The following is a 21,371-nucleotide window of genomic DNA, read 5'->3' as shown; positions in this document are numbered from 1 at the left end:
TTAGCGAGACCCCGCCTGAACCGAGCACCGCAGGTTGCCCGTAGCGCAGCGAAGGGACGCAGCAACCAGGGTCGCCTTTTCTTTTGCTTACTTTTCTTTTGGCGAAGCAAAAGAAAAGTGAGTAGCCGCCGGGCTACCCCCGGCCAGCAGAACCAAGCAAAGAGAACAGAGGAAGCGCGGACAGCCGGCGCAAGACCCGAGCTATTTCACAGCATCCCTAAGCCGAGCAAAAACCTTCCAGAACGCCGCCTCCTGCGTGGTCGCGAAATTGATCCGCATCAGCGTGCTGGGCGCCCGCACCGCATGGAACAGCGCCCCCGGGGCGATCAGGTAACCCTCATCGAGCATGCGTTGCGACAGCGCGTCGGTGTCGACGCCGGTATCCACCCAGCCGAACAGGCCGGCGGGCTCTGCCGCGAAGGTGCAGCCGTGGGCGATGGCCAATTTGACGCTGCGGGCGCGTGCGGCATCCAGCCGGGTGCGTATGCGTTCGGCGTGGCGCCGCAGCTGGCCCTGGTCTATGCACCAGGCCAGCGCCTTTTCGAGCAGGGCCGGTGTCGTCAGCGTGGCCAGCAGCTTGGTGTCGAGCAGGCGCTCGACCAAGTCGGGCGGCGCGGCCATGAAGCCGACGCGCCAGCCGGGCGCGAGAATCTTGGCGAAACCGCTGACGTAAATCGTGCGCTGCAAACCGTCGAGCGAACACAGCCGGGTGGCGTGTTCGGGCGCCAGGTGGCTGTAGGTGTCGTCTTCGACGATGTGGAAGTTGTGCTGCATCGCCAGCTGCAGCACGCGGTGGGCACTGCCCGGCGTGAGGCAGTAGCCGGTGGGGTTGTGGAACACGCTGACACTGACAAACAGCTTGGGCTGGTGGATTTCACAGTACTGCGCCATCACCTCCAGGTCGGGCCCGTCGGCGCGGCGCGGCACCGGCAGGATGCGCATGCCCAGCGCGTCCAGCCGGGCGAATTCCACGGCCCAGCCGGGCTCTTCGACCATCACGCAGTCGCCGGCGCGCAGCAGGGTGCGGCTCACGATGTCCAGCGCATGCGTGGCGCCGACCGTGGTGATGATCTGCTCGGGCACGGCATGCACATTGAGCGCGCTCAGTTTCTGCGACAGCGCGCGGCGCAGGCCGCTGTCGCCCATGGGCTCGCCGTACTGCAGCGAAAAGTCCCGCAGCGCGCTGACGCTGGTGACCTTGCGCACGGCCGTCGGCATGAAGCTGGTTTCCAGCCAGTCGGACGGGAACACGCCCATGCCGGGCTGGGGCTTGTTGCTGACCTTGTGGAACATGCCGCGTATCAGCGCGGTCGCGTCGACCGGCGCCTGGCGCGTGTGCATCCAGCCGGCGGTGCTCCAGGCGCTCAGCGGCGCCAGGCTGGCCGCGGCACCGGCGGCCGCCGGCGCCGCCCCCGGCTTTCCGGCCTGCGTCACCGCCGGGGCCTGGAAGGTCGGTGCCAGCGCCGCGTTGAGTGAGGCATCGCGCACAAAAAATCCGCGGTTCTTGCGCGCCACCACCAGGCCCTGCGCCAGCAGCTGGTCATACGCGGCCACCACGGTGGACACGCTCACACCCTGTTGCTCGGCGCACAGGCGCACCGAGGGCAGGCGCGCGCCGGGCGCCAGCAGGCGGCTGCGGATGCGCTCGGCAAAGCGCGCCGAAAGCTGTTCGGTCAGGGAGAGCGAGGCGGTTTTCATCAACATGGTGTGAACCTTGTGGCTCCTGGGGCGGAGCGTGTGTGCTGACAATTTGACCAATACAGTTTTGGAATTTGTACCGATAACTGTATTGGTGGTGTATTGCTTTCAACTATAAAGTCTGAAACATGAACTGGCAAGAATTTACGGCTTTACTGGTGCTGGCCACGGCGATGAGCTTTTCGCCGGGGCCCAACACCACGCTGTCCACCGCGCTGGGCGCCAACCACGGTTTGCGCCGCGCGCTGCCTTTTGTCTGCGCCGTGCCGGTCGGCTGGGGCGCGCTGCTGCTGGTGTGCGCGCTGGGTCTGGGCGCGCTGGTGCTGGCGGTGCCGTTGCTGAGCTGGGCCGTCAAGGTCGTCGGTGTGGCCTATTTGCTGTGGCTGGCCTTCAAGGTCTCGCAGTCGCGCCAGCTCAGCGAGGCCGACGCGTCCCGGCTGAACGTCACCTTCTGGCAGGGCGCTGCCCTGCAGTTCGTCAATATCAAGGCCTGGATGCTGGCGCTGGCCATCGTCAGCGGCTGGATCGCCGGCCGCGAAGCGCCCGGCATGCGCCTGGCCATCGTGCTGCCCGTGATGCTGGCCTATGCCTTTGTCAGCAACCTGGCCTATGCCCTCGCGGGCTCACTGCTGCGCGAATGGCTCACCGGCCCGGCCGGCAGCGGCCTGCGGCTGCGCTGGTTCAATTACGTGATGGCGGCCGTGCTGGTAGCCACCGCCGTCTGGATGCTCTTTATATGAGCCCGAACACACAAATCACCAAAGGCCTCTGGTTCGGCCTGCTGGGCATCGTGATTTTCTCGGTCACGCTGCCGATGACGCGGCTGGCCGTGGGCACGCCCGAGGCGCCGCAGATGTCGGGCGTCTTCATCGCGCTGGGCCGCGCCGTGGTGGCCGCGGCACTGTCGGCTGTCTTCCTGCTGGCCACGCGCGCGCCTTTTCCGCGGCGCGAGGACTGGTGGCCGCTGGCCGCCACCGCGGGCGGCGTGGTCTTCGGTTTTCCGCTGTTCACCTCCATCGCCATGCGCCATGTGGAGGCCATGCATGCGAGCGTGATCATCGGCACCTTGCCGCTGGCCACCGCGGCCGTCGGTGCGCTGCTGCACCGCCAGCGCCCTTCCACCGGCTTCTGGCTGTGCGCCGCCCTGGGCAGCGCGCTGGTGGTGGCCTTTGCCATGCTGCGCTCGGGCAGCGGCAGCCTGTCCATCAGCCCGGCCGACCTGTTGCTGCTGGCCGCCGTGCTGTGCGCCGCCGTCGGTTACGGCTATGGCGCCAGGCTCTCGCAGCGCATGCGGGCCGAGCACGTGATCTGCTGGGCGCTGCTGCTGGCCCTGCCGCTGACCTTGCCGCTGGCCGCCTCCAGCTGGCCCGCCGGGCCCATCAAGGCCGCCGCATGGTGGGGATTCGGCTATGTCGCGGTGTTCTCGATGTGGCTGGGTTTTTTCGCCTGGTATCGCGGCCTGGCGCTGGGCGGCACGGTGCGCGTGAGCCAGGTGCAACTGGTGCAGCCGTTTTTGTCCATGCTGTTCGCGGTGCCGCTGCTGGGCGAGCGCCTGGACGCCGTGACCGTGGGCTTCGGCCTGGCGGTGATCGCCACCGTGTTCATCGGCAAAAAAATGCCGGTGCACCAGCCGGCCGCCATGCCCCCCTCTTTGCTGCACCCGAGGAAGACCTGATGTACTGCGCCGCCTTTATTTTCGAACCCGGCACCTATGACGAACGCTTCCACGCGCTGGACGCGCTGATCGAGGAAGCCGCCCACGCCACGCCCGGCTACCTGGGCGCGGAAACCTGGCGCTCGCCCGACGGCACGCGCAGCAACGCGACCTATTTCTGGGACAACCAGGAGGCGCTGCGCGCCTTCTCGGCCCACCCGAAACACCTGGAAGCCAAACGCCAGTACACCCAGTGGTACAAAGGCTTTCACATCGTCATCTCGCAGGTGCTGCGTTCCTACGGCGACGGCACCATCGCCCACATCACGCCCAACGAACGCGCGCGCAAGGCGGGGCAGGCCGCATGAACATCCACAACATCCCTTTCGGCACCACGGACTGGTCCGCCGTGGCCCGCACCGAACATTCAGCCCTGGAAGGAAAGGCTTTCTGGCGCACCCAGCAGTTCGGCGACGTGCGCGTGCGCATGGTCGAGTACACGCCGGGTTATGTGTCCGACCACTGGTGCAAAAAAGGCCACATCCTGCTGTGCCTGCAGGGGCAGTTGCACACCGAGCTCGAAGACGGCCGGCGCTTCACGCTGGAGCCCGGCATGAGCTACCAGGTCGCCGACCAGGCCGAAGCACACCGCTCCACCGCGCCGCTGGGCGCCACCCTGTTTGTGGTGGATTGAGCCCATGGACGTCACACCCGAAACACCCGAACAGACACGCCGGCGGCTGTCGCGCGCGATGGCGCATGCGCGCGCCGACGTGCTGCCGGGCGACTACACCTTTGCCGAATTTCCCGTGGCGGAGTTTCCGGCGCATCTCGCGTCACTGGCCGGCGGCGCGCTGGCCCTGGTGCGCGACGAGGCGGTATGGAGCGCACTGCTGCCCGCGCCGGCGCCCACACAACCGGAAGACCGCTATGCCGTCGTCTGTTTTCATTTCGCGCCCGGCATTCCCAACAGCGGTTTTGTCGGCTGGCTGGCCAGTGAATTCAAGCGTGAGCTGGGCACAGGTGTCTTTGTCGTCTGCGGCCACAACGCGTCCGACGGCGGCGTGTTCGACTATTGGGGAATCCCCCGCGGCGTGGCCGGACGGGCGATAGAGCTTATCCGCGCCATGCAGTCCGCCGGAGCGGCCGCATGAACGGTACTTTGCGCGGAACGGCCAAGGTGAGATCATCGTCACACCCATGCCATCGCGCCGGTGCGCCGCACCGCGTTGAAAGCGATGCAAGAGATTTTTGACCAGGGTTGTTTGACGGCCCGCAAGGAGGAGAGTGAAATGGAATGGACTCAAGCGCAACGCGCCAAAAAAATGAACCCTTCGGTGATCCGCGAGATCCTCAAGGTCACCGAAAAGCCAGGCATCATCAGTTTTGCCGGCGGCCTGCCCTCGCCCAAGACCTTTCCGGTCGCGGCTTTCCGTGCAGCCTGCGACAAGGTGCTGCGCGAGGACGGCCATGCCGCGCTGCAGTACGCGGCCAGCGAAGGTTATGCGCCGCTGCGCGAGATGGTGGCCGCCATGCTTCCCTGGGAGGTCGATCCGGCGCAGGTGCTGATCACCACCGGCTCGCAGCAGGGCCTGGACCTGATCGCCAAGATCCTGATAGACGCCGGCAGCCGCGTGCTGGTCGAAACCCCCACCTACCTGGGCGCGCTGCAGGCCTTCACGCCCATGGAGCCCGAGGTCGTGGGCGTGGCCAGCGATGACGAGGGTGTGGATATCAAGGACCTGGCGAGCAAGGCCGCAGGCGCGCGCTTCTTCTACGTGCTGCCCAATTTCCAGAACCCGACCGGCCGCACCATGAGCGAAGCGCGCCGCGCCGCGCTGAGCGCCGAGGCCGCGCGCCTGGGCCTGCCCATCGTCGAGGACAACCCCTACGGCGACCTGTGGTTCGACACGCCGCCGCCGCTGCCGCTCACCGCGCGCAATCCCGAAGGCTGCGTCTACATGGGCTCCTTCTCCAAGATCCTGGCGCCCGGCCTGCGCCTGGGCTTCCTGGTCGCGCCCAAGGCGCTGTACCCCAAGCTGCTGCAGGCCAAACAGGCCGCCGACCTGCACACGCCGGGCTTCAACCAGCGCATGGTGGTCGAGACCATGAAAAACAATTTCCTGGAGCGCCACGTTCCGACCATACGCGCGCTCTACAAATCGCAGCGCGACGCCATGCTGGCCGCGATGCGGCGCGACATGCCCGAGGGCGTGAGCTGGAACACGCCGGCCGGCGGCATGTTTTTGTGGGTGCGCCTGCCAGAAGGCATGAACGCCATCGACCTGCTGCCCAAGGCCGTGGAGCGCAACGTGGCCTTTGTGCCCGGCTGGGCGTTCTACGCCGACCATGCCGACGCCCGCACCCTGCGCCTGTCCTTTGTGACGTCGAGCGTCGAGCAGATCAACATCGGCATCGCCGCGCTGGCCGCGGCCATACGCGAGCAGCTGCCCACGGGCGTGCCCGAACTGCGCGCGGCGGCATGATGGACACCGGCACGCTGTCGCTGTTTGTGCTGGCGGTTCTGGCGCTGTTCGCCTCGCCCGGCCCCAACATGGCCTTTGTGCTCTCGCACGGGCTGGCACATGGCGTGCGCGGCGGCTTCGCGGCCGCCCTCGGCATCTCGGCGGCCGACCTGGTGCACACGCTGTGCGCCGCGACGGGCGTGACCGCGCTGGTCGCGGCCTGGCCGCCCTCCTTCGATGTGCTGCGTTACGCCGGTGCGGTGTATTTGTTGTGGCTGGCATGGAAGGCGCTACGGCCGGCCGGCGCGCGCCGTGATGCCGAGGCCGTTCCCGCCGGTTTTGCGCGCATCGTGCGCATGGCTTTGTTGAACAACCTGGTGAACCCGAAGGCGCTGCTGTTTTTCATGGTTTTCCTGCCGCAGTTTGTGAACCCGGCACGCGGCCATGTCACGCTGCAATTGCTGGTGCTGGGCGTCCTGCTGTCGGCGATGGCGCTGGCCTTCAATACCGTGCTGGGCGCCTTCAGCGGGCAGATAGGCCGCCGCCTGCAGGCGCGCCCCGGCGCCGCAAAATTCCAGCGCGGCCTGCTGGCCTTTGTCATGGCAGGGCTCGCACTGCGGCTGCTGTTTCTCGACCGACCTTCCAAAGGAATCTGACATGCTTCATCTCTGGGGGCGCATCAGCTCCATCAATGTCCGCAAAGTGGTGTGGGCCGCGCAGGAACTGGGCCTGACCCTGCAGCGCACCGACGCCGGCGGCCAATTCGGCATCGTCAAGGAGCTTGAGTACCAGCGCAAGAACCCGAATGCGCTGGTGCCCTTGCTCGAAGACGGTGAGGCCCTGGTCTGGGAATCCAACGTCATCGTGCGCTACCTGTGCGCCAAATACTCGCTGGGCGACTTTTATCCCGCAACGCTGCCACAGCGCTTTGCCGCCGAACAGTGGATGGACTGGCAGCAGACCACCTTCAACCCGGCGGGCCGCGCCGCCTTCATCCAGTGGATACGCACGCCGGCGGAACAGCGCAACCCGGCGCTGATCGCGCAGTCCGTGGCCGCCACTGAGCCGCTGCTGGCCCTGCTCGATGCGCACCTGGCCGAGCACGCATTCATCGGCGGCGAACACTTCGGCATGGCCGACATCCCGCTGGGCTGCGAAATGCACCGCTGGTTCGGCCTGCCGCAGCCGCGGCCCGCGCGGCCCCACCTGGACCGCTGGTACCAGGCCTTGCTGGCGCGGCCCGCGGCGCGCGGTGTGCTGGACCTGCCTTTGTCATAAATCCTGAAACCATTCCTGAAAAACTGAGAGCCCCATGAAGCAGCGCGCATTCAAGCAAGTCGACGTATTCACCTCCACCCCTTACTACGGCAACCCCCTGGCCGTGGTGATGGACGGCAGCGGCCTGGACGATGCCGCGATGCAGCGCTTTGCCAAATGGACCAACCTGTCCGAAACGACTTTCCTGCTGCCGCCCACGGACGCCGCGGCCGACTACCGCGTGCGCATTTTCACGCCGGGCGGCGAGCTGCCTTTCGCCGGCCATCCCACGCTGGGCAGCTGCCACAGCTGGCTGGAAGCCGGCGGGCAGCCGCGTTCCAAAGACTTCATCGTGCAGGAATGCAAGGTCGGCCTGGTGAAAATTCGCCGCGAACCGGGCACCCGGCGCCTGGCCTTTGCCGCGCCGGCGCTCAAGCGCTCGGCGCCCAGCCCCACGGTGCTGGCCCAGGTGGCGGCCGCGCTGGGACTCAAGGCCAACCAGGTCCTGGCCGCGCAATGCCTGGACAACGGCCCGCTCTGGCTGGGCCTGCTGCTGGACAGCCCCGAGACCGTGCTGAGCCTGGCGCCCGACCACAAGGCGCTGGTCAAGCTGGGCATCAAGGTCGGTGCCGTCGCGCGCTACCCGCATGAAGACGCGGCGCCGCTGATCGCACGCGCCAACCGCGAGGCCAAGGCCTTCGCCCAGGCGCCGGCTGCCTCCGCCGCCTTTGCGCCCGACTTTGAAGTACGCGCCTTTGCCGCGCCCATAGGCGTCGATGAAGACCCGGTGACCGGCAGCCTCAACGCCAGCCTGGCGCAGTGGATGATCGCCGAGGGCCATGCGCCCGAACGCTATACCGCCTCGCAAGGCGTGTGCCTGGGCCGCGCGGGCCAGGTGCACATCGAACGCGACGCCGAAGGCCAGGTCTGGGTCGGCGGTGAGTCGGTGAGCTGCGTGGATGGAAGCGTCACGCTCTGAGCGATGGAACACACAGCACACTCCGCGCCAATGGCCTCACAGGTCGACCACCTCGTGGTGGTGGCGGCCAGCCTGGAGCAGGGCGTGCAGTGGTGTGAGCGCGTGCTGGGCATCACGCCCGGCCCGGGCGGTGAGCATGGGCTGATGGGCACGCACAACCGGTTGTTCACGGTGGCCTCCCCGGCCTTCCCCCGCGCCTATTTCGAAATCATCGCGGTCAACCCGGGAACACCAAACCCGCGCGTGGCACCGGCCAGGCGCTGGTATGACCTCGACGACCGCGAACTGCAGCTGCGGCTGGCCAAAACCGGGCCGCAGCTGGCACATTTCGTGGCCTCGACGCCCCGTGTGAGCGCGGCCGTGCGCGCGCTTGGCCGGCTGGGACTTGACCGCGGTGAAGTGCTCGATGTCTCGCGCATGACGCCGCAAGGCCTGCTGGCCTGGAAGATCACCGTACGCGAAGACGGGCAGCGGCTGTTCTACGGGGCGCTGCCCACGCTGATCCAGTGGGGCGACGCCCATCCGGCCGACGGCATGGCGCCCTCGGGCGTCACGCTGCAATCACTGCACGCGAGCCACCCGCGCCCCGACGCGCTGCGGGGGGGCTATGAAGCCCTGGGCCTGGCGGGCGTGGGCCTGGCGCAGGGACCGCCCAACCTCATCGCCACGCTGCAAACACCGCGCGGCCTCGTCACGCTGGAATCCAAAGGAGCCTGAAATGTTCAACACCGTCGAACTCGCCTGGTTTGCCCTCGCCGCCCTGGTGCTGGTGCTTACGCCCGGGCCCAACATGATTTATTGCATCTCGCGCACGCTGTGCCAGGGCCGCGGCGCCGGCATGGTGTCGCTCAGCGGCGTGGCACTGGGTTTTGTGGTGCACCTGCTGGCCGCCTCCTTCGGGCTCACGGCGCTGCTGCTGGCCGTTCCGCTGGCCTTCGACGCGATCAAGGTGGCGGGTGCGGCCTACCTGCTGTGGATGGCCTGGCAGGCCGTCAAGCCGGGCGGCCTCGCACCCTTTGAAACCCGTGAACTGCCGAACGACCCGCCGCGCACGCTGTTCCTCATGGGCTTTATGACCAACCTGCTGAACCCCAAGGTGGCAATGTTCTACCTCTCCTTCTTCCCGCAGTTCCTGCATCCCGAGCGTGGCAACCTGCTGCTGCAAAGCCTGACGCTGGGCGCGGTGCAGATCAGCGTGAGCACCGGCGTGAACACGATTTTGATCTGCTTCGCCGCGGCCATCGCCGGCTTCCTGAACCGCAACATCAGCTGGATGCGTGTGCAGCGATACGTCATGGGCACGGTGCTGGGCCTGCTGGCGCTGCGCCTGCTGACGGAAAAACGGGCGGCCGCATGAGCGCGGTGCTGGAACGCGCGCCGGGGCTGGAAAACGCCGGTAACAACATGCTGCCTTCGCTGCGGGAAATTGAAGACGCGGCCCGCGTCGTCTACCGCGAGTTCCAGGCCACGCCGCAATACCGCTGGGGTTTGTCCAGCCAGCGCCTGGGCACCGACTGCTGGATCAAACACGAGAATCACACGCCGGTCGGCGCCTTCAAGCTGCGCGGCGGGCTCACCTACTTTGACGGACTCAGGCAGCGCGGCGAGATGCCGGCCGAAGTCATCAGCGCCACGCGCGGCAACCACGGCCAGAGCATAGGCTGGGCGGCGCGCGCGCACGGTGTGCCCTGCTCCATCGTGGTTCCGCATGGCAACTCGCTTGAGAAAAATGCCGCCATGCGCGCGCTGGGTGTCACATTGATCGAGCATGGCGACGACTTCCAGGAAAGCCGCGAATTCGCCATCGCTCTGGCCGCCGAACGCGGCGCCCATATGGTGCCCAGCTTTCATCCCGGCCTGCTGCGCGGTGTCAGCACCTACTGGTGGGAGTTCATGCTGGCGGTGCCGCAGCTTGACGTGGTTTACGTGCCCATAGGCCAGGGCTCGGGCGCCTGTTCGGCGATTGCCGCCAAGCTGGCGCTGGGCCGCACACTGCGCATTGTCGGCGTGGTCAGCGCGCACGCCACCGCCTACGCCGACTCGCTGGCGGCGGGGCGCGTCGTCGAGGCGCCGGTCACCACACAGCTGGCCGACGGCATGGCCTGCCGTGTCGCCGATCCGGCCGCGCTCGAGATCCTGCTGCCGCACCTGGACCACATCGTGAAGGTGACCGATGCTGAAGTGGCCCAGGCCATGCGCGACCTGTATGCCGACACCCACAACGTGGCCGAGGGCGCGGGCGCGGCCGGTTTTGCCGCGGCCATGCAGGAGCGAAACCAGCTCAAGGGCCTGGTCGTAGGCACCACGCTCAGCGGTGGCAACGTGGACACCGCTACTGTCGCCAAAGTGCTAACGGGAAGCTGACCGGTCACACGCGGGACTGGGCACTCGACCCGGGGTGGCCACAATTTGCCCATGGGAACCCTCTACCTCGTGCGCCACGGCCAGGCCTCGTTTGGCGAAGACGATTACGACGTGCTCAGCCCCATGGGGCGCCAACAAAGCGTGCGCCTGGGGGAATACTTCAAGTACAAGGGCATCAGCTTTGACGCGGCTTTCACCGGCACGCTGCAGCGCCAGATCAATACCTTTTCCGGCATCTGTGAAGGCATGGGCATCACGATGGAGGCTGCCCAGCGTCCCGGCTTGAATGAATATGACAGCCATGCGGTGATAGGCGCGATCCACCCGCACAAGCTCGAAAAACCCACGACGCCCGAGGAGTACCGCGGCCACTTCCGCCTGCTGCGCGACGGCCTGGCGCAGTGGATGGCCGGCGTGGTCAGCCCCAGGGGCATGCCCGGCTACACGGAATTTGTGTGTGGCATCACGGATGTGCTGGACCACATCCGCGGAACTTATACCGGCAACGTGCTGCTGGTCTCCAGCGGCGGGCCTATCTCGACGGCTGTTGGCCACGTGCTGGGCACCAGCCCGGAAACCACGATAGAGCTGAACCTGCGCATACGCAACTGCTCACTCACCGAATTCGCCTTCACGCCCAAGCGCCACATGCTGGTGACCTACAACACCCTGCCGCACCTGGATGCGCCAGAGCACGCGAGCTGGATCACCTACGCCTGAAGCACATTTGCCGCAAGTGGCCGCGTGGTGTTTTTACCATTGCCGGGATCACGGCAAGCAAAGATACTTTGCGGCACCATGAGCGCCGCCCCTATTCCCAGCCCCGCCAGTCTCCCCAGCCTAGCCAGCCTCATCATCGAAGGCATATACCTTCATGCCGCCACGGCCGAGGCGCTGGCCGCGGCCAGCTATGGCTTCCTGGTGCAACTGGAGCGGCTGGGCCTGCAGGACGCCGTGGAAACCGGGGAACTGGCGGCGGGTGAGCGCGCCGGCGTGGTGCGGCGTTTCCGCCTTTCAGCCGGCCTGGCCGCGCAATGGGCGCCCGGCCTGGACACCCTGGGCCTGGCAGGCAAGCTGCAGCTTGACACCCTGAACAGCACGGACGACCTGGAGCGTGAAATCCTGCTGGCCATGCTGTTAAGCCCCATCGCCTTCGAGTTTCCCAGCCACGAGGAACTGGCCTCGGCGCTGCGCGTGCGCCGCAACATCGTGCTGGCCGCGCGCAAGACGGCGCTCGAATTTCACACCACCGAAGTCAACCGGCCCGAGGACTGCTGGACTTACTCCGAGGACGACGGCTTCACCGTGCGGCCCGGCCATGCGCTGATTCCGGCCCTGCAAAAAGCCACCCAGCCCGAGGCCTCCGGCAAGCTGTATTCTTTTTCCTGCTACCGCGCAACCGAGTACGTGATCCTGCTGGCCATCGCACAGGAACTTGAAAGCTGCAACCCGCCGCTGCTGGCCGGCCTGCAGCAGCGCTGGGAACGGCGCGCCATCATGTCGGGAAAATTCCACGACGTGTTCCTGCGCGAGTACGGTTCGATGGAGCGGCCTTTGCCGCCCAAATACTATGTGCCCGGCGACCGCCTGTGGTTCCGCAACCCCGATGAACATTCGTCCGACGTCTCGGGTTATGAAGGTTCATGGGTGTTCTACATCGGCAACGGGCTGTTCACCAACTTCTGGAAGCGCGAGCAGCCCTACACGCTGACGGCCAAGTGCCTGGAGCTGTTTCACTGGCGCCATGCGACCTACACCGACGCAGCCGGCGAGCTGCGCATCAACGAAAACATCGTCGAAGCCGGCGTCAAGGCCTCCAGTGCCGACCCGGCCGAGATGGCTCGTATCCTGGAGCTGATGCTGCGCATGCGCGAACCCAAGGGCGTATACCAGTCGGGCGGCTGCATAGACACCTCGCGCGAATACCCGCGCTGGGTGTGCCCAGGCACGGCCGACATGGTGTTGCCGCCCGTTTGAAAACCTGCGCTATTTGGCGCCGCTGACGCGCCAGACGGCGTTGCCGACGTCGTCGGCCACCAGCAAGGCGCCGCGCTTGTCCATCGCCACGCCCACAGGCCGTCCGTAGGCATGGCCCTCCGGGCTCAGGAAGCCGGTCAGCACGTCAAGCGGCAGGCCGGAAGGCAAGCCATTCAGGAAGGGCACAAACACCACCTTGTAGCCGCTGTGCGGCACGCGGTTCCACGAGCCGTGCTCGCCGACAAACACACCCGTCGCCAGTGCGGGCGGCAGCGTCTTGCCTTCCGAGAACACCATGCCCAGCGGCGCCACGTGCGAGCCCAGCGCATAGTCCGGCGGCACGGCCTTGGCCACCAGGTCCGGCCGCGCAGGCCTCACGCGGTCGTCCACGTTGCTGCCGTAGTAGCTGTAGGGCCAGCCGTAGAACACGCCATCGCGCACCGAGGTCAGGTAGTCGGGCACCAGGTCGCTGCCGATCTCATCGCGCTCGTTGACCACCGTCCACAGCGCGCCGGTCTCCGGCGCCCATCCCATGCCGTTGGGGTTGCGCAGGCCGGAAGCGAACACGCGATGCTGGCCGGTTTTGGCATCCACCTCCCAGATGGCGGCGCGGCCGGCTTCGGCCTCCATGCCGCGCTCGCCGACGTTGCTGTTGGAGCCCACGGTCACATAAAGCTTGCTGCCGTCGGCGTTGGCGATGATGTTCTTGGTCCAGTGGTGGTTGATGGGGCCGGCCGGCAGGTCCACCAGCTTCACGGGCGCCGCGGTGATGCTGGTCTGGCCCGGCTGGTAGGGAAAACGCACCACGGCATCGGTGTTGGCCACGTAAAAATCGTTGCCGACCAGCACCATGCCGAAGGGCGAGTTGAGGTTTTCCAGGAAGACGCTGCGGCTTTCGGCCTTGCCGTCGCCGTCTGTATCGCGCAGCAAGGTAATGCGGTTGGCCGTGGGGGTGCCGGCGCCGGCCCGGCCCATGATTTTTTTCATGAACCAGCCCTTGATGCCCTTGCCGTCTTCGGGCTTGGGCGGCGCATTGCTTTCGGCCACCAGCACGTCGCCGTTGGGCAGCACATAGACCCAGCGCGGGTGCTCCAGGCCGGTGGCCAGCGCCGTCACGCCCAGGCCGGCCATGGGTGTGGGCATCTGGCCCTCGGGCCAGCCCTTGGCCGGCGCGATGTTCACGGTGGGAATCAAACTCTTTTTGGGCGAAGGCAGCGTGGGGTTGGAACCCATGCCGGCTTCGGGCGGCAACAGGGCGGTGTCGCCGCAGGCCACCAGGCCGCCGACGATGGCGGCGCACAGCACGGGTGCAAGCCATGGCTTGACGGAAAAATGGGGGGCGCGCATAGATTCTCCCTGGTACCGCGCCGCATCAGCACGGCGCCCCGTCCAGTGTGCGCGCCGGGCGCCGGCCGCGCTGTCAGCCGGCCCCACGGGGCTTTGTCAGCGCCGGTCCCGCCTCAGCCCGGCAACAGCGGCAGGTCTGCCTTCTTCAGCGTGCGCAGCACAAAGCTGGACTTGCTGTGGCGTATGCCCTTGATCTTGTAGAGCCGCTCGCGCAGCAGGCGCTCGTAGTCCTTGGTGTCGTGCACCGCGATGCGCAGCAGGTAGTCGTACTCGCCGGACACCAGGTAAGCCTCAATGACTTCGGGGATCGCGGCCAGCGTTTCGCCGAATTTCTCCAGTGTGTTGTCGGAATGGCTGTCCAGCGTGACCTGCACCATCACTGTGTCGCCCAGGCCCAGCGCCTGCGCGTTGAGGCGCACCGTGTAGCCCTCGATCACGCCGGCTTCCTCCATCTTCTTGATGCGGCCCCAGCAGGGCGAGGGACTCAGGCCCACGGCCTGGCCTATGTCCTGCAGGCTGGTGCGCGCATCGGCCTGCAAAACCTGAAGGATTTTCCGGTCTAAAGTGTCCATCCGGCTAATTTATCTGATTTTTGAGAATTTGCAGATTTTTTATCTGTATCTGGCAAATTCAGCAGCAAATCAAGCAAATTCTTCGGCTGCACCCGGGCGATACTTCTTTCATGGCAACGGGCTTACCGGTCCGCCCGCCAAGACACAGCCTCCAGCAAGTTACCGCTCGCTGGGGGCTTTGATTTTTTGGGGTGCTGGCTGCCGAAGCCGTGCTCAGGCGCTACCCACAGCGCACTGCAGCCGCAGCTCCAGGCAAACCCCGTTCTCCAGGTTGTGCGCGGTGATGGTGCCGCCCATTTTGGCCATATAGGTTTTGGCGACAAACAGGCCCTGGCCGCGCTGGCCCGGCGCGCCGCCTTCGGCATCAGGCAGGCCGGACACGCCGTATTCAAAGATCTTGTCCAGCATGCCGGCTTCTATTTGAGGGCCCAGGTTGCTGATGGCGATCACCGCCTCGGGCGCGGTGCCTTCCTGCGCCTGAAGGGACAGCGTGATGCGGATCAGGCTGCCGGGCAGGCGGTAGCGCTCGGCATTGCGCAGCACGTGCGAGACCACGTCTTCCAGCGAATACTCATCGGCGCGCACCGTCACGGGCTGGGCCAGGGGCTCAAAGGCCACGCCGGGAATGCCGGCCGCCGCGGCGTTGCGCGCCACGTGGCGCAGGAATTCGTTGGCGTCCAGCGTCTGCACGTTGAGTGCGGTGGACTCGAAGGCCTCGCTGGGCGAAGCGCTGCCGTAGAGCACGCGCACGGCCTGCTGCATGCGGCTGATGTAGCGGTGCGCCGGGTCGTCCACGCTGCCGTGCAGCACCATCAGCGACTGCAGCGGCGACATGATTTCATGGCCGACCGCATGCCAGGTGTCTTTTTCCTGGGCCACGCGGATCTGCTCGCGGCGCACGTCCTCGTTCACGCGCTGCAGCAGGTCCTGCAGGCCGCCGGCCAGCACGCCCAGCTCGTCGCCGCCGCGCAGGTCGGCCAGGTCGACCGCCGCCAGGCTGTCGCTGGCGCGCACGCCCTTGGACACCGTGGCGGCGCGGCGGGTCAGTTCGGTGATACGGCGGATGATGCGCAGCTCGATGGCCAGCCAGGTCAGGAAGATGGCCAGCAGCATGCCGCCGACAAACCAGGACACGCGCGTGGCCACGGCTGTGAGGGCCTTGTTGACGCTGCGGATGTCGCCGGTCAGCGTGAGTTCGTAGCGACCCAGCGGCGTGCTGATGATGTCGGTGCTGTTGACGGGCGCGTCATAACCCTCGACCTGCAGCCGGCGTATCAGCCAGGCGATCAGCGGCGAGGAACGCTCCGTGGCTTCCGCGCCGGACAGCGCCACGACGTCGGCGCCGGCGCCGGCGGCGCCCAGCTTGCGTATGCGCAGCTTTTCGCCGGGCAGCAGCAAGGGCGTCAGCTCGGACCACGAGAAAGGCGCGGTCGCGCCTGGCGCGTTGCTGTCGAACAGGGGCTTGCCCTCGCCAGGGGCCAGCATCTCGACCTGCACCTTGATCTGGTCCAGGTCCGCGGGCGGCCAGACAATGCCCGCCGGGCCTTTGGCAAACAGCGCCTCGCGGAACAGCTCCACCGGCAGGCGCACGCTGACGAAGGCACGCCGGGCGCAATCCGGGCCGGCGGCCGCGCCGTCCACGCAGCGGCCGTCTTGCCAGAGCCAGCCGCGGAAATCGCGCACCGGCCGGCTGGCGGGTGTGATGGGGCCGTCGTCGGCAAAGCCCACCAGGCGGCCCCGGGTGTTGGCGAAGGGCGAGGCGTTGCGGCCTTCATCCGTGGCCTGCATCGCCTGGAAGGGCGCGATCCAGCGGTAATGCTGCCCGCGCATGTCCACCGTGATGCGGGCACGGTGCGCCTGGCTCAAGTCCAGCGTGCCCGAGGTGTGCGACACCAGCGGCCCGCTGTTGAAGCTGCCCACGGCGTAGAGAAAGCCGCCGGCAAAGGGATTGTTGCCGACCGCCACGCACATCGAGGCCGCATCGGGGTATTGCACCAGGCAGCCGGCCATTTCCACCGCCTGCTGGGCCTTGTTGCGGTCGTCGAAATCGAGGGCCGAAAACGGCAGCACCAGCGGGCGCAGCGGCGTCACCGCATGGTCGTAGGCCGTGGGATTGAGCAGCACCAGCTGGCCGGTGGGGTGGCGCAGCTTGGCCGCGATCTGCGCCTGGTTCTTGCGAAAACCGTCCTGGTAGTTGCGGTAGCTGCGCTCTTTTTCATCCTGCAGCACGGCGACGGCCAGCGCGATGGTGGCCAGCCCCAGCAGGAAAAAAGCGCCGCGAAAGAAAACCCGCAGGCCGAAGGGCACGCGCGCCGGCAGCAGGCGCTCCACGCCCAGGCGGGTGGGCAGCTTCACGCCTGGCCCTTGCCGCGCGCAGCCTCGGCCGCTTCGGCCCAGCGAAAGCCGCGCATGGGGACGTTCTCGATGCCGTCGAACGTTGTGTCGATTTCCTTGAAGGCGTCGCGTATGGTGCTGACGTGCTTGCGGATGTTGTCGCGGTTGCGCCCGCTTTTCACCACCAGGTACAGGTCCTCGTAGCTGACCACCTCGCCGCGCCGCGCGTGCAGCGCCGCCAGGATGCGCTGCGCCGTCAGCGGCAGGTTCACGCGCTGGCCGCGCCAGATGGCGGTGTTCTGGCGCAATGGGTCAAGTTGCAGTTCCTGGTTGTTGCCCGCGGGTGCCTTGCCCGCGGGTTTTGTTTTGGCGCTGCGCAGGATGTCCAGGAAGGTCTCGATGAAGTCGGCTTCCTCGAAGGTGGTTTTTTGCAGGTAGTCCCAGGCGTCCAGGGCTTTCATGATGCTGCGGTAAATGGCCGCCGGCATGGCCGAGACCACCAGCACCGGCGTGCCCTGCCGCTGCTTGTTGATGGCGTTGATGATGGCCACGCCGGCGTGGCGTTCGCGCCCCAGTTCGATGTCCAGCACCACCGCGTCATAGCCTTCGCGGGCGATGGCGGCTTCGGCGTCGTCGCGGTTGAACCACTGGTCGACCTGTATGCCCGGCCTGGCCGATTCAATCCAGCCCTTGAGCTGCCTGCTCATGGGCAGGTCGTCTTCAATTACGGCAATTTTGGTCATGGGGTGTGCGGTAGGGGTTGGCTTCATTATGGGCGCGGGCCGCGCCCGGCCGTGTGAGTGTTTCTTCCGTTGGCGGACGATTGCCGCCCGCCGCAGCGCGCAAAGACACCGCGTGGCCTCATTGAATGCTCCGGGCCCGCTCCGAACAATGGAGGCCAGAGAGAACACAGCCCGTGCCTCTCGCCAAACCATCGGAGGAGCCCACCATGAATTTACGTTTCACCCGCATCGCCTTGCGCCTGCGCGCCATCTTTTCCAGGGGAGTGCACGGCACTCGCCGTATCGCCGCGACGGGCGTGCAGCGCGCCGCCGGGGCCGGCGGCTTGATGATCGCCACCGCCGTGGCGGCCGGAGCCGGTTACCTGCTGTGGGTGCACCCGCCCATGGAGTCGGTGGCGCGCGGCGACGTGGCGATACGTACCAACCAGCTGACCGGCGGCGTCGATGAGTTCCGCGAAGGTTCGCTGCTGGTGCTGCCCGGCCTGCACGAAGTGCGCACCTTCTCGCTGCGCGACCAGGTCTACCGCCCCGAAGGCAGCAGCCGGGCCGATGGCCCCTCGCCCTTCCAGTCGGTCGAAGGCATGTCGCTGGGCGTGGACCTCACGGTGCGCTATGCGCTGGACCCGGCCAAGGTCAACGCGCTGTCGAAAAACCTGCCCGACGACATCGCCGGCCAGATCGTGCAGCCCGCCGTGCAGGGCGTGATCTACAAAATCTTCACCCGCTACACCGTGCGGGAAATCTTCTCGAGCAAACGCGCCGAGATCCAGCAGCTCATCGAAGCCGAACTCAAACCCAAGCTGGCGGCCGACGGCATCCTGCTGCGCACGGTGCAGATGGGCAAGGTCGACCTGCCCGCGGACTACCGCCACGGGATGGACAATCTGCTGGCCGAGGAGCTGGCGACGGAAAAAATGCGCTACACACTGGCCCTGAAGGAAAAGCGCGTCAAGGAAACCGAACTGGACGCGATGGCCGAAAAAGTGCGCCGCGAAACCAATGCCCAAGCGGCTGCCAGCGAACAGGTGATCGCCGCCAAAGCACAGGAAGAAGCCATGAAACACGTGCTGCCCTTCAAGCAAAAGCAAATCGAGCAGCGCCAGCTCGAGGCCGAAGCCGACAAGCAGTCGCGCATCCGCACCGCCGAAGGCAGTGCACAGGCCAGGCGCATCGAGGCCTCGGGCGAGGCGGATTCGCGCCAGAAGCTGGCCGACGCCGAAGCCTACCGGCTGGACCGCGTGGGCAAGATCAACAGCGAGCAGATGGCGCGTGAAGGCGTGCTGATCACGCGGCACCCGCTGCTAATCCAGAAAACCATGGCCGACAAGCTCAGCGACAAGATCACCGTGATCATCGCCCCGCCCTCCACCAGCGGCGGTTTTGTGGGCGCGGGCCTGCTGGGCAGCGCGCCCAAGGCCGGCCGCACCGTGGCGCAGGCTACGCACGGCGCCGAAACGCAAGACGACAAAGAAGAGGCCGAATAATGATCACCACCGCACTCCTGACTTTGGCCATCGTGACGCAGGACCAGGCCACCCTGCGCGCCGCGCCGCGCGATTCAGCCGCGCAGCAGGCGGCGCTGTGGCAGGGCGACGCGCTCGAGATCCGCGGCCGGCGCATGGACTACCTGCAGGTCTACGACCACAGGCGAGAACGCGCGGGTTTCATCCACGTCAGCCAGGTGCGCACCGTCTCGCTGCAACCCGAAGACGCGCCGCAGCTGCTGTCGGTGGTGCGCTTCCTGCGCGAAAGCCCGGGCGCCGAAGCCCTGGGCATTGCCTACACCGCCGCTTACCTCAAGGCCGCGCCGGCCGAGGCCATAGGCGCCGAAGCCTTCGACGCGCTGGGCACCATGGCCGAGCGCCTGGCGCGCCGCGCCTCCATCAAACACGGCAAGGCCACCAGCGACGTGATCTCCGCGCACGTGGAAGTGGCGTCTTTTTACGGCGTGGGCTTCAAGGGCTATGAGCAGGGCGGCAGCATGCAGCTTTGCTACAACGGCGAGGCCTTTCGCCGCGTGCTGGCCCTGCCGTCGGACGCGGAGCAGCGCACCCGCGCCGCGCTGGCCGTGACCCGCCCCGACTGCATGAGCCCCGACCTGCATCCGCAGGAACGCCTGGTGCAGGACCAGTGGCGCGCCGAGGTGCTGGACAAAATCAGCGCCGCGCAGTTCGCGCAGCTGTCCGAAGTCAGCAAAAACCGCTTGCACCTGCGCCGCGCGGGCGTGTTTGCCAGCCTGGCATTCGAGCAGGCGCGCCGCGCCGAAGCGCCCACGGCAGCCGCCCAGCGTGCCCTCGCGGAACTCGCCGCGGTGAACAAGCTGGAACTGACCGACAACGACCGCCAGGACTACAACGACGCGGCGATCCGGGTGGGTGCCTCGCGCTGGGCTGCCGAAACCGCGCTGCCCCGCTTCGCGAAACTGACCCTGGCCACCGAGACCGGCCAGGCCGGCGAAACCTGCGTGGCGCTGTATGAAAACAAGGCCGACGGCAAATCCGGCAAGGAGGCCGTGGCCAAACGCTGCACCTACGGCATCGTCTGGGCGGCTTCCGCCAGCGCGCATCCCGACGGCCAGGCGCTGGCGCTTGCAGTGCAGCCGCTGGACGCCTGGCGTGAGCTGTGGGTGTTCCGCAAAAGCGCCGGGCAGTGGACGATTGAAGTGCTGCCGCCCGCGAGCAACGGCCCCGAACTCGGTTATGTGGAATTCGCCGGCTGGGTGCGCGGCGCGCCGCAACTGCTGCTGGCCCGCGAGACCCGGATCGCCGGGCGCCTGCGCCGCAGTTTCGAAGTGGCGCGCCTGGACACCCTGACGGCTGAGAAACAGGCCGGCGATCCCGGTACGCTGGCCGCGTTTCGCTGGCAGGACGCCGCGTGGAAGCGCCAGACGGTGATCCTGCGCTAGAAACTGTTTTAGAAGGCTGTTTTGTCGCTCAAGGTGTCGGCCGGCAGCTGGTCGATTTCCACCAGCAGCCGTGCCAGGCTACGGCCCGCCGCGCCCAGCAGTGCCCGGCCCTTGTCGGCGGTGGCGGCAGCGGCATTGCCAACCGCGCCGTGGGGGTTGTAATCCTGCATCTGCCAGGCCAGCTTGGCGCTGCGGCCGTCGCCCAGGAGGCTGAATTTTTCGGCGCGGTCCTGCGAGGTCGAATGAAAGTTCTGCGCCTTCGCCATGTCGACCTGCTCCGGCTTGAGCGCCAACATCATGGAAGTTTCGATCTCGCCCGCATGGATGCCGAAGCGGTGTTCCGTGGCGCTGAACAAATCGTTCACCGGCTTGCCGTCTTCACCCATGAGCGGCAGGTTGAACCAGTTCACGCTGTAGACCAGCATGCCCAGCCGCGCCCGCAAGTCGCGCGCCACGACGTCGAGCAGGCCGACCTGGCCGCCGTGCGAATTGAGCAACACCAGCTTTTTGACACCCGTCTGCGCGACCGATTCGGCCAGCTCGGTCCAAAGCCGTATCACCGTTTCGGCTTTGAGCGTGAGCGTGCCGGCAAAGCGCGTGTGCTCGGGGCTGAAACCCACGGCCTGCGTGGGCAAAAACAGAACCGGCTGCGCGGCCGGCAGGTGCGGCAAGGCGGCTTCGATCACGCCCTCGACCAGCGTCGCATCCACATTGAGCGGCAGGTGCGGGCCGTGCTGCTCTGTGGCCGCCACCGGCAGTACTGCTATGCAGCGGGCCAGGTCCAGCTTGGCGAAGTCCGGGGTTTTGAGGGTGGACCAGTGGCGGGGAGGGGTTGGGGTGGGCATGGGGTGTATTTTGGGGTATTTGCGCGATGGCGGATGAGGCTCTTTCTTATTAGCTTCCTCTGAGTTCTTTGCTGAGGGCGGTTGGCCGGGGGTTGCCCGGCGGCAACTTACTTTTCTTTTGCTTCGCCAAAAGAAAAGTAAGCAAAAGAAAAGGCGACCCTGGTTGCTGCGTCCCTTCGCTTCGCTACGGGCAACCTGCGGTGCTCGGTTCAGGCGGGGTCTCGCTAAACT

Annotated in this window: 22 protein-coding genes; 16 read left to right on the top strand and 6 right to left on the bottom strand. The window is 66.7% G+C overall.

Annotated elements, in window-relative coordinates:
• Window positions 1-201 precede the first annotated feature (201 nt).
• Complete coding sequence (locus AC1D1F_RS23885; RefSeq protein ID WP_477675874.1) at window positions 202-1,704, bottom strand: aminotransferase-like domain-containing protein; 1,503 nt, start codon at window positions 1,702-1,704, stop codon at window positions 202-204.
• A gap of 122 nt (window positions 1,705-1,826) precedes the next feature.
• On the opposite strand from AC1D1F_RS23885, the gene AC1D1F_RS23880 reads away from it, so the two are divergent.
• The 14 genes from AC1D1F_RS23880 (at window position 1,827) to AC1D1F_RS23815 (ending at window position 12,394) form a co-directional block, all read left to right on the top strand.
• Window positions 1,827-2,438, top strand: coding sequence for a LysE family translocator (locus tag AC1D1F_RS23880; protein WP_477675873.1), 612 nt, complete (start codon window positions 1,827-1,829; stop codon window positions 2,436-2,438).
• Complete coding sequence (locus tag AC1D1F_RS23875) at window positions 2,435-3,373, top strand: DMT family transporter (RefSeq protein ID WP_477675872.1); 939 nt, start codon at window positions 2,435-2,437, stop codon at window positions 3,371-3,373. The genes AC1D1F_RS23880 and AC1D1F_RS23875 overlap by 4 nt, the downstream gene beginning before the upstream one ends.
• On the top strand, window positions 3,373-3,720 hold the full coding sequence (locus AC1D1F_RS23870) for an antibiotic biosynthesis monooxygenase family protein (protein ID WP_477675871.1): 348 nt from the start codon (window positions 3,373-3,375) through the stop codon (window positions 3,718-3,720). Before AC1D1F_RS23875 ends, AC1D1F_RS23870 begins: the two co-directional genes overlap by 1 nt.
• Entirely contained in the window at window positions 3,717-4,046 is a 330-nt protein-coding gene (locus AC1D1F_RS23865) for a DHCW motif cupin fold protein (RefSeq protein WP_477675870.1), read from the top strand. The genes AC1D1F_RS23870 and AC1D1F_RS23865 overlap by 4 nt, the downstream gene beginning before the upstream one ends.
• Before the next feature lie 4 nt (window positions 4,047-4,050).
• Window positions 4,051-4,506: a DUF6196 family protein gene (locus tag AC1D1F_RS23860; RefSeq protein WP_477675869.1), complete on the top strand. Its 456-nt coding sequence runs from the start codon at window positions 4,051-4,053 to the stop codon at window positions 4,504-4,506.
• 138 nt (window positions 4,507-4,644) lie between these two features.
• Window positions 4,645-5,838 carry an aminotransferase-like domain-containing protein gene (locus tag AC1D1F_RS23855; RefSeq protein ID WP_477675868.1) on the top strand — a complete coding sequence of 398 codons (1,194 nt, stop codon included), beginning with the start codon at window positions 4,645-4,647 and terminating at the stop codon, window positions 5,836-5,838.
• On the top strand, window positions 5,835-6,473 hold the full coding sequence (locus AC1D1F_RS23850) for a LysE family translocator (protein ID WP_477675867.1): 639 nt from the start codon (window positions 5,835-5,837) through the stop codon (window positions 6,471-6,473). Before AC1D1F_RS23855 ends, AC1D1F_RS23850 begins: the two co-directional genes overlap by 4 nt.
• Window position 6,474: 1 nt before the next feature.
• Complete coding sequence (locus AC1D1F_RS23845) at window positions 6,475-7,095, top strand: glutathione S-transferase (protein ID WP_477675866.1); 621 nt, start codon at window positions 6,475-6,477, stop codon at window positions 7,093-7,095.
• A 34-nt stretch (window positions 7,096-7,129) separates the two neighbouring features.
• The gene (locus AC1D1F_RS23840; protein WP_477675865.1) at window positions 7,130-8,053 is read left to right on the top strand and encodes a PhzF family phenazine biosynthesis protein; all 924 of its coding nucleotides are present in this window, start codon (window positions 7,130-7,132) and stop codon (window positions 8,051-8,053) included.
• A gap of 30 nt (window positions 8,054-8,083) precedes the next feature.
• A complete protein-coding gene (locus AC1D1F_RS23835; RefSeq protein WP_477675864.1) occupies window positions 8,084-8,770 on the top strand; it encodes a VOC family protein in 687 nt (228 codons plus the stop codon).
• 1 nt (window position 8,771) lies between these two features.
• Window positions 8,772-9,410, top strand: coding sequence for a LysE family translocator (locus AC1D1F_RS23830; protein WP_477675863.1), 639 nt, complete (start codon window positions 8,772-8,774; stop codon window positions 9,408-9,410).
• Complete coding sequence (locus AC1D1F_RS23825; protein ID WP_477675862.1) at window positions 9,407-10,417, top strand: threonine dehydratase; 1,011 nt, start codon at window positions 9,407-9,409, stop codon at window positions 10,415-10,417. Before AC1D1F_RS23830 ends, AC1D1F_RS23825 begins: the two co-directional genes overlap by 4 nt.
• A gap of 51 nt (window positions 10,418-10,468) precedes the next feature.
• A complete protein-coding gene (locus AC1D1F_RS23820; protein WP_477675861.1) occupies window positions 10,469-11,137 on the top strand; it encodes a histidine phosphatase family protein in 669 nt (222 codons plus the stop codon).
• A gap of 78 nt (window positions 11,138-11,215) precedes the next feature.
• Window positions 11,216-12,394 (top strand): hypothetical protein, encoded by a 1,179-nt coding sequence (locus tag AC1D1F_RS23815; protein WP_477675860.1) that lies wholly within the window; start codon window positions 11,216-11,218, stop codon window positions 12,392-12,394.
• A 9-nt stretch (window positions 12,395-12,403) separates the two neighbouring features.
• On the opposite strand, the gene AC1D1F_RS23810 is transcribed toward AC1D1F_RS23815, so the two are convergent.
• From AC1D1F_RS23810 to AC1D1F_RS23795, 4 genes are all read right to left on the bottom strand, one after another.
• Complete coding sequence (locus AC1D1F_RS23810; protein ID WP_477675859.1) at window positions 12,404-13,741, bottom strand: PQQ-dependent sugar dehydrogenase; 1,338 nt, start codon at window positions 13,739-13,741, stop codon at window positions 12,404-12,406.
• A 113-nt stretch (window positions 13,742-13,854) separates the two neighbouring features.
• Window positions 13,855-14,313 carry an Lrp/AsnC family transcriptional regulator gene (locus AC1D1F_RS23805; protein WP_092132085.1) on the bottom strand — a complete coding sequence of 153 codons (459 nt, stop codon included), beginning with the start codon at window positions 14,311-14,313 and terminating at the stop codon, window positions 13,855-13,857.
• Window positions 14,314-14,526: 213 nt separating this feature from the next.
• Entirely contained in the window at window positions 14,527-16,668 is a 2,142-nt protein-coding gene (locus AC1D1F_RS23800) for a sensor histidine kinase (RefSeq protein ID WP_477675858.1), read from the bottom strand.
• Complete coding sequence (locus AC1D1F_RS23795) at window positions 16,665-17,390, bottom strand: response regulator transcription factor (protein WP_477675857.1); 726 nt, start codon at window positions 17,388-17,390, stop codon at window positions 16,665-16,667. Before AC1D1F_RS23795 ends, AC1D1F_RS23800 begins: the two co-directional genes overlap by 4 nt.
• Window positions 17,391-17,596: 206 nt before the next feature.
• Between AC1D1F_RS23795 and AC1D1F_RS23790 the strand changes: the two genes are divergently transcribed.
• Complete coding sequence (locus AC1D1F_RS23790) at window positions 17,597-18,874, top strand: SPFH domain-containing protein (RefSeq protein WP_477675856.1); 1,278 nt, start codon at window positions 17,597-17,599, stop codon at window positions 18,872-18,874.
• Window positions 18,874-20,295 carry a hypothetical protein gene (locus AC1D1F_RS23785; RefSeq protein WP_477675855.1) on the top strand — a complete coding sequence of 474 codons (1,422 nt, stop codon included), beginning with the start codon at window positions 18,874-18,876 and terminating at the stop codon, window positions 20,293-20,295. The genes AC1D1F_RS23790 and AC1D1F_RS23785 overlap by 1 nt, the downstream gene beginning before the upstream one ends.
• Before the next feature lie 8 nt (window positions 20,296-20,303).
• Here the strand turns inward: AC1D1F_RS23785 and AC1D1F_RS23780 are convergent, their stop codons facing one another.
• The gene (locus AC1D1F_RS23780; protein WP_477697083.1) at window positions 20,304-21,140 is read right to left on the bottom strand and encodes a creatininase family protein; all 837 of its coding nucleotides are present in this window, start codon (window positions 21,138-21,140) and stop codon (window positions 20,304-20,306) included.
• Between the last annotated feature and the right edge of the window lie 231 nt (window positions 21,141-21,371).

The sequence above is a fragment of the Polaromonas sp. P1_H6 genome (genome assembly GCF_056405195.1).
The sequence above is the reverse complement of the archived record's forward strand: the minus strand, read 5'-3'. Positions and strand labels throughout refer to the sequence as shown.

What these genes read in the sequence shown, in the direction of transcription:
- AC1D1F_RS23865 (WP_477675870.1), top strand. Translation starts at nt 3,717, where the DNA reads ATGAACATCCACAACATCCCTTTCGGCACCACGGACTGGTCCGCCGTG.
- AC1D1F_RS23855 (WP_477675868.1), top strand. Translation starts at nt 4,645, where the DNA reads ATGGAATGGACTCAAGCGCAACGCGCCAAAAAAATGAACCCTTCGGTG.
- AC1D1F_RS23780 (WP_477697083.1), bottom strand. Translation starts at nt 21,140, where the DNA reads ATGCCCACCCCAACCCCTCCCCGCCACTGGTCCACCCTCAAAACCCCG.
- AC1D1F_RS23875 (WP_477675872.1), top strand. Translation starts at nt 2,435, where the DNA reads ATGAGCCCGAACACACAAATCACCAAAGGCCTCTGGTTCGGCCTGCTG.
- AC1D1F_RS23825 (WP_477675862.1), top strand. Translation starts at nt 9,407, where the DNA reads ATGAGCGCGGTGCTGGAACGCGCGCCGGGGCTGGAAAACGCCGGTAAC.
- AC1D1F_RS23810 (WP_477675859.1), bottom strand. Translation starts at nt 13,741, where the DNA reads ATGCGCGCCCCCCATTTTTCCGTCAAGCCATGGCTTGCACCCGTGCTG.
- AC1D1F_RS23845 (WP_477675866.1), top strand. Translation starts at nt 6,475, where the DNA reads ATGCTTCATCTCTGGGGGCGCATCAGCTCCATCAATGTCCGCAAAGTG.
- AC1D1F_RS23880 (WP_477675873.1), top strand. Translation starts at nt 1,827, where the DNA reads ATGAACTGGCAAGAATTTACGGCTTTACTGGTGCTGGCCACGGCGATG.
- AC1D1F_RS23820 (WP_477675861.1), top strand. Translation starts at nt 10,469, where the DNA reads ATGGGAACCCTCTACCTCGTGCGCCACGGCCAGGCCTCGTTTGGCGAA.
- AC1D1F_RS23805 (WP_092132085.1), bottom strand. Translation starts at nt 14,313, where the DNA reads ATGGACACTTTAGACCGGAAAATCCTTCAGGTTTTGCAGGCCGATGCG.
- AC1D1F_RS23795 (WP_477675857.1), bottom strand. Translation starts at nt 17,390, where the DNA reads ATGACCAAAATTGCCGTAATTGAAGACGACCTGCCCATGAGCAGGCAG.
- AC1D1F_RS23860 (WP_477675869.1), top strand. Translation starts at nt 4,051, where the DNA reads ATGGACGTCACACCCGAAACACCCGAACAGACACGCCGGCGGCTGTCG.
- AC1D1F_RS23835 (WP_477675864.1), top strand. Translation starts at nt 8,084, where the DNA reads ATGGCCTCACAGGTCGACCACCTCGTGGTGGTGGCGGCCAGCCTGGAG.
- AC1D1F_RS23840 (WP_477675865.1), top strand. Translation starts at nt 7,130, where the DNA reads ATGAAGCAGCGCGCATTCAAGCAAGTCGACGTATTCACCTCCACCCCT.
- AC1D1F_RS23785 (WP_477675855.1), top strand. Translation starts at nt 18,874, where the DNA reads ATGATCACCACCGCACTCCTGACTTTGGCCATCGTGACGCAGGACCAG.
- AC1D1F_RS23870 (WP_477675871.1), top strand. Translation starts at nt 3,373, where the DNA reads ATGTACTGCGCCGCCTTTATTTTCGAACCCGGCACCTATGACGAACGC.
- AC1D1F_RS23815 (WP_477675860.1), top strand. Translation starts at nt 11,216, where the DNA reads ATGAGCGCCGCCCCTATTCCCAGCCCCGCCAGTCTCCCCAGCCTAGCC.
- AC1D1F_RS23850 (WP_477675867.1), top strand. Translation starts at nt 5,835, where the DNA reads ATGATGGACACCGGCACGCTGTCGCTGTTTGTGCTGGCGGTTCTGGCG.
- AC1D1F_RS23885 (WP_477675874.1), bottom strand. Translation starts at nt 1,704, where the DNA reads ATGTTGATGAAAACCGCCTCGCTCTCCCTGACCGAACAGCTTTCGGCG.
- AC1D1F_RS23830 (WP_477675863.1), top strand. Translation starts at nt 8,772, where the DNA reads ATGTTCAACACCGTCGAACTCGCCTGGTTTGCCCTCGCCGCCCTGGTG.
- AC1D1F_RS23790 (WP_477675856.1), top strand. Translation starts at nt 17,597, where the DNA reads ATGAATTTACGTTTCACCCGCATCGCCTTGCGCCTGCGCGCCATCTTT.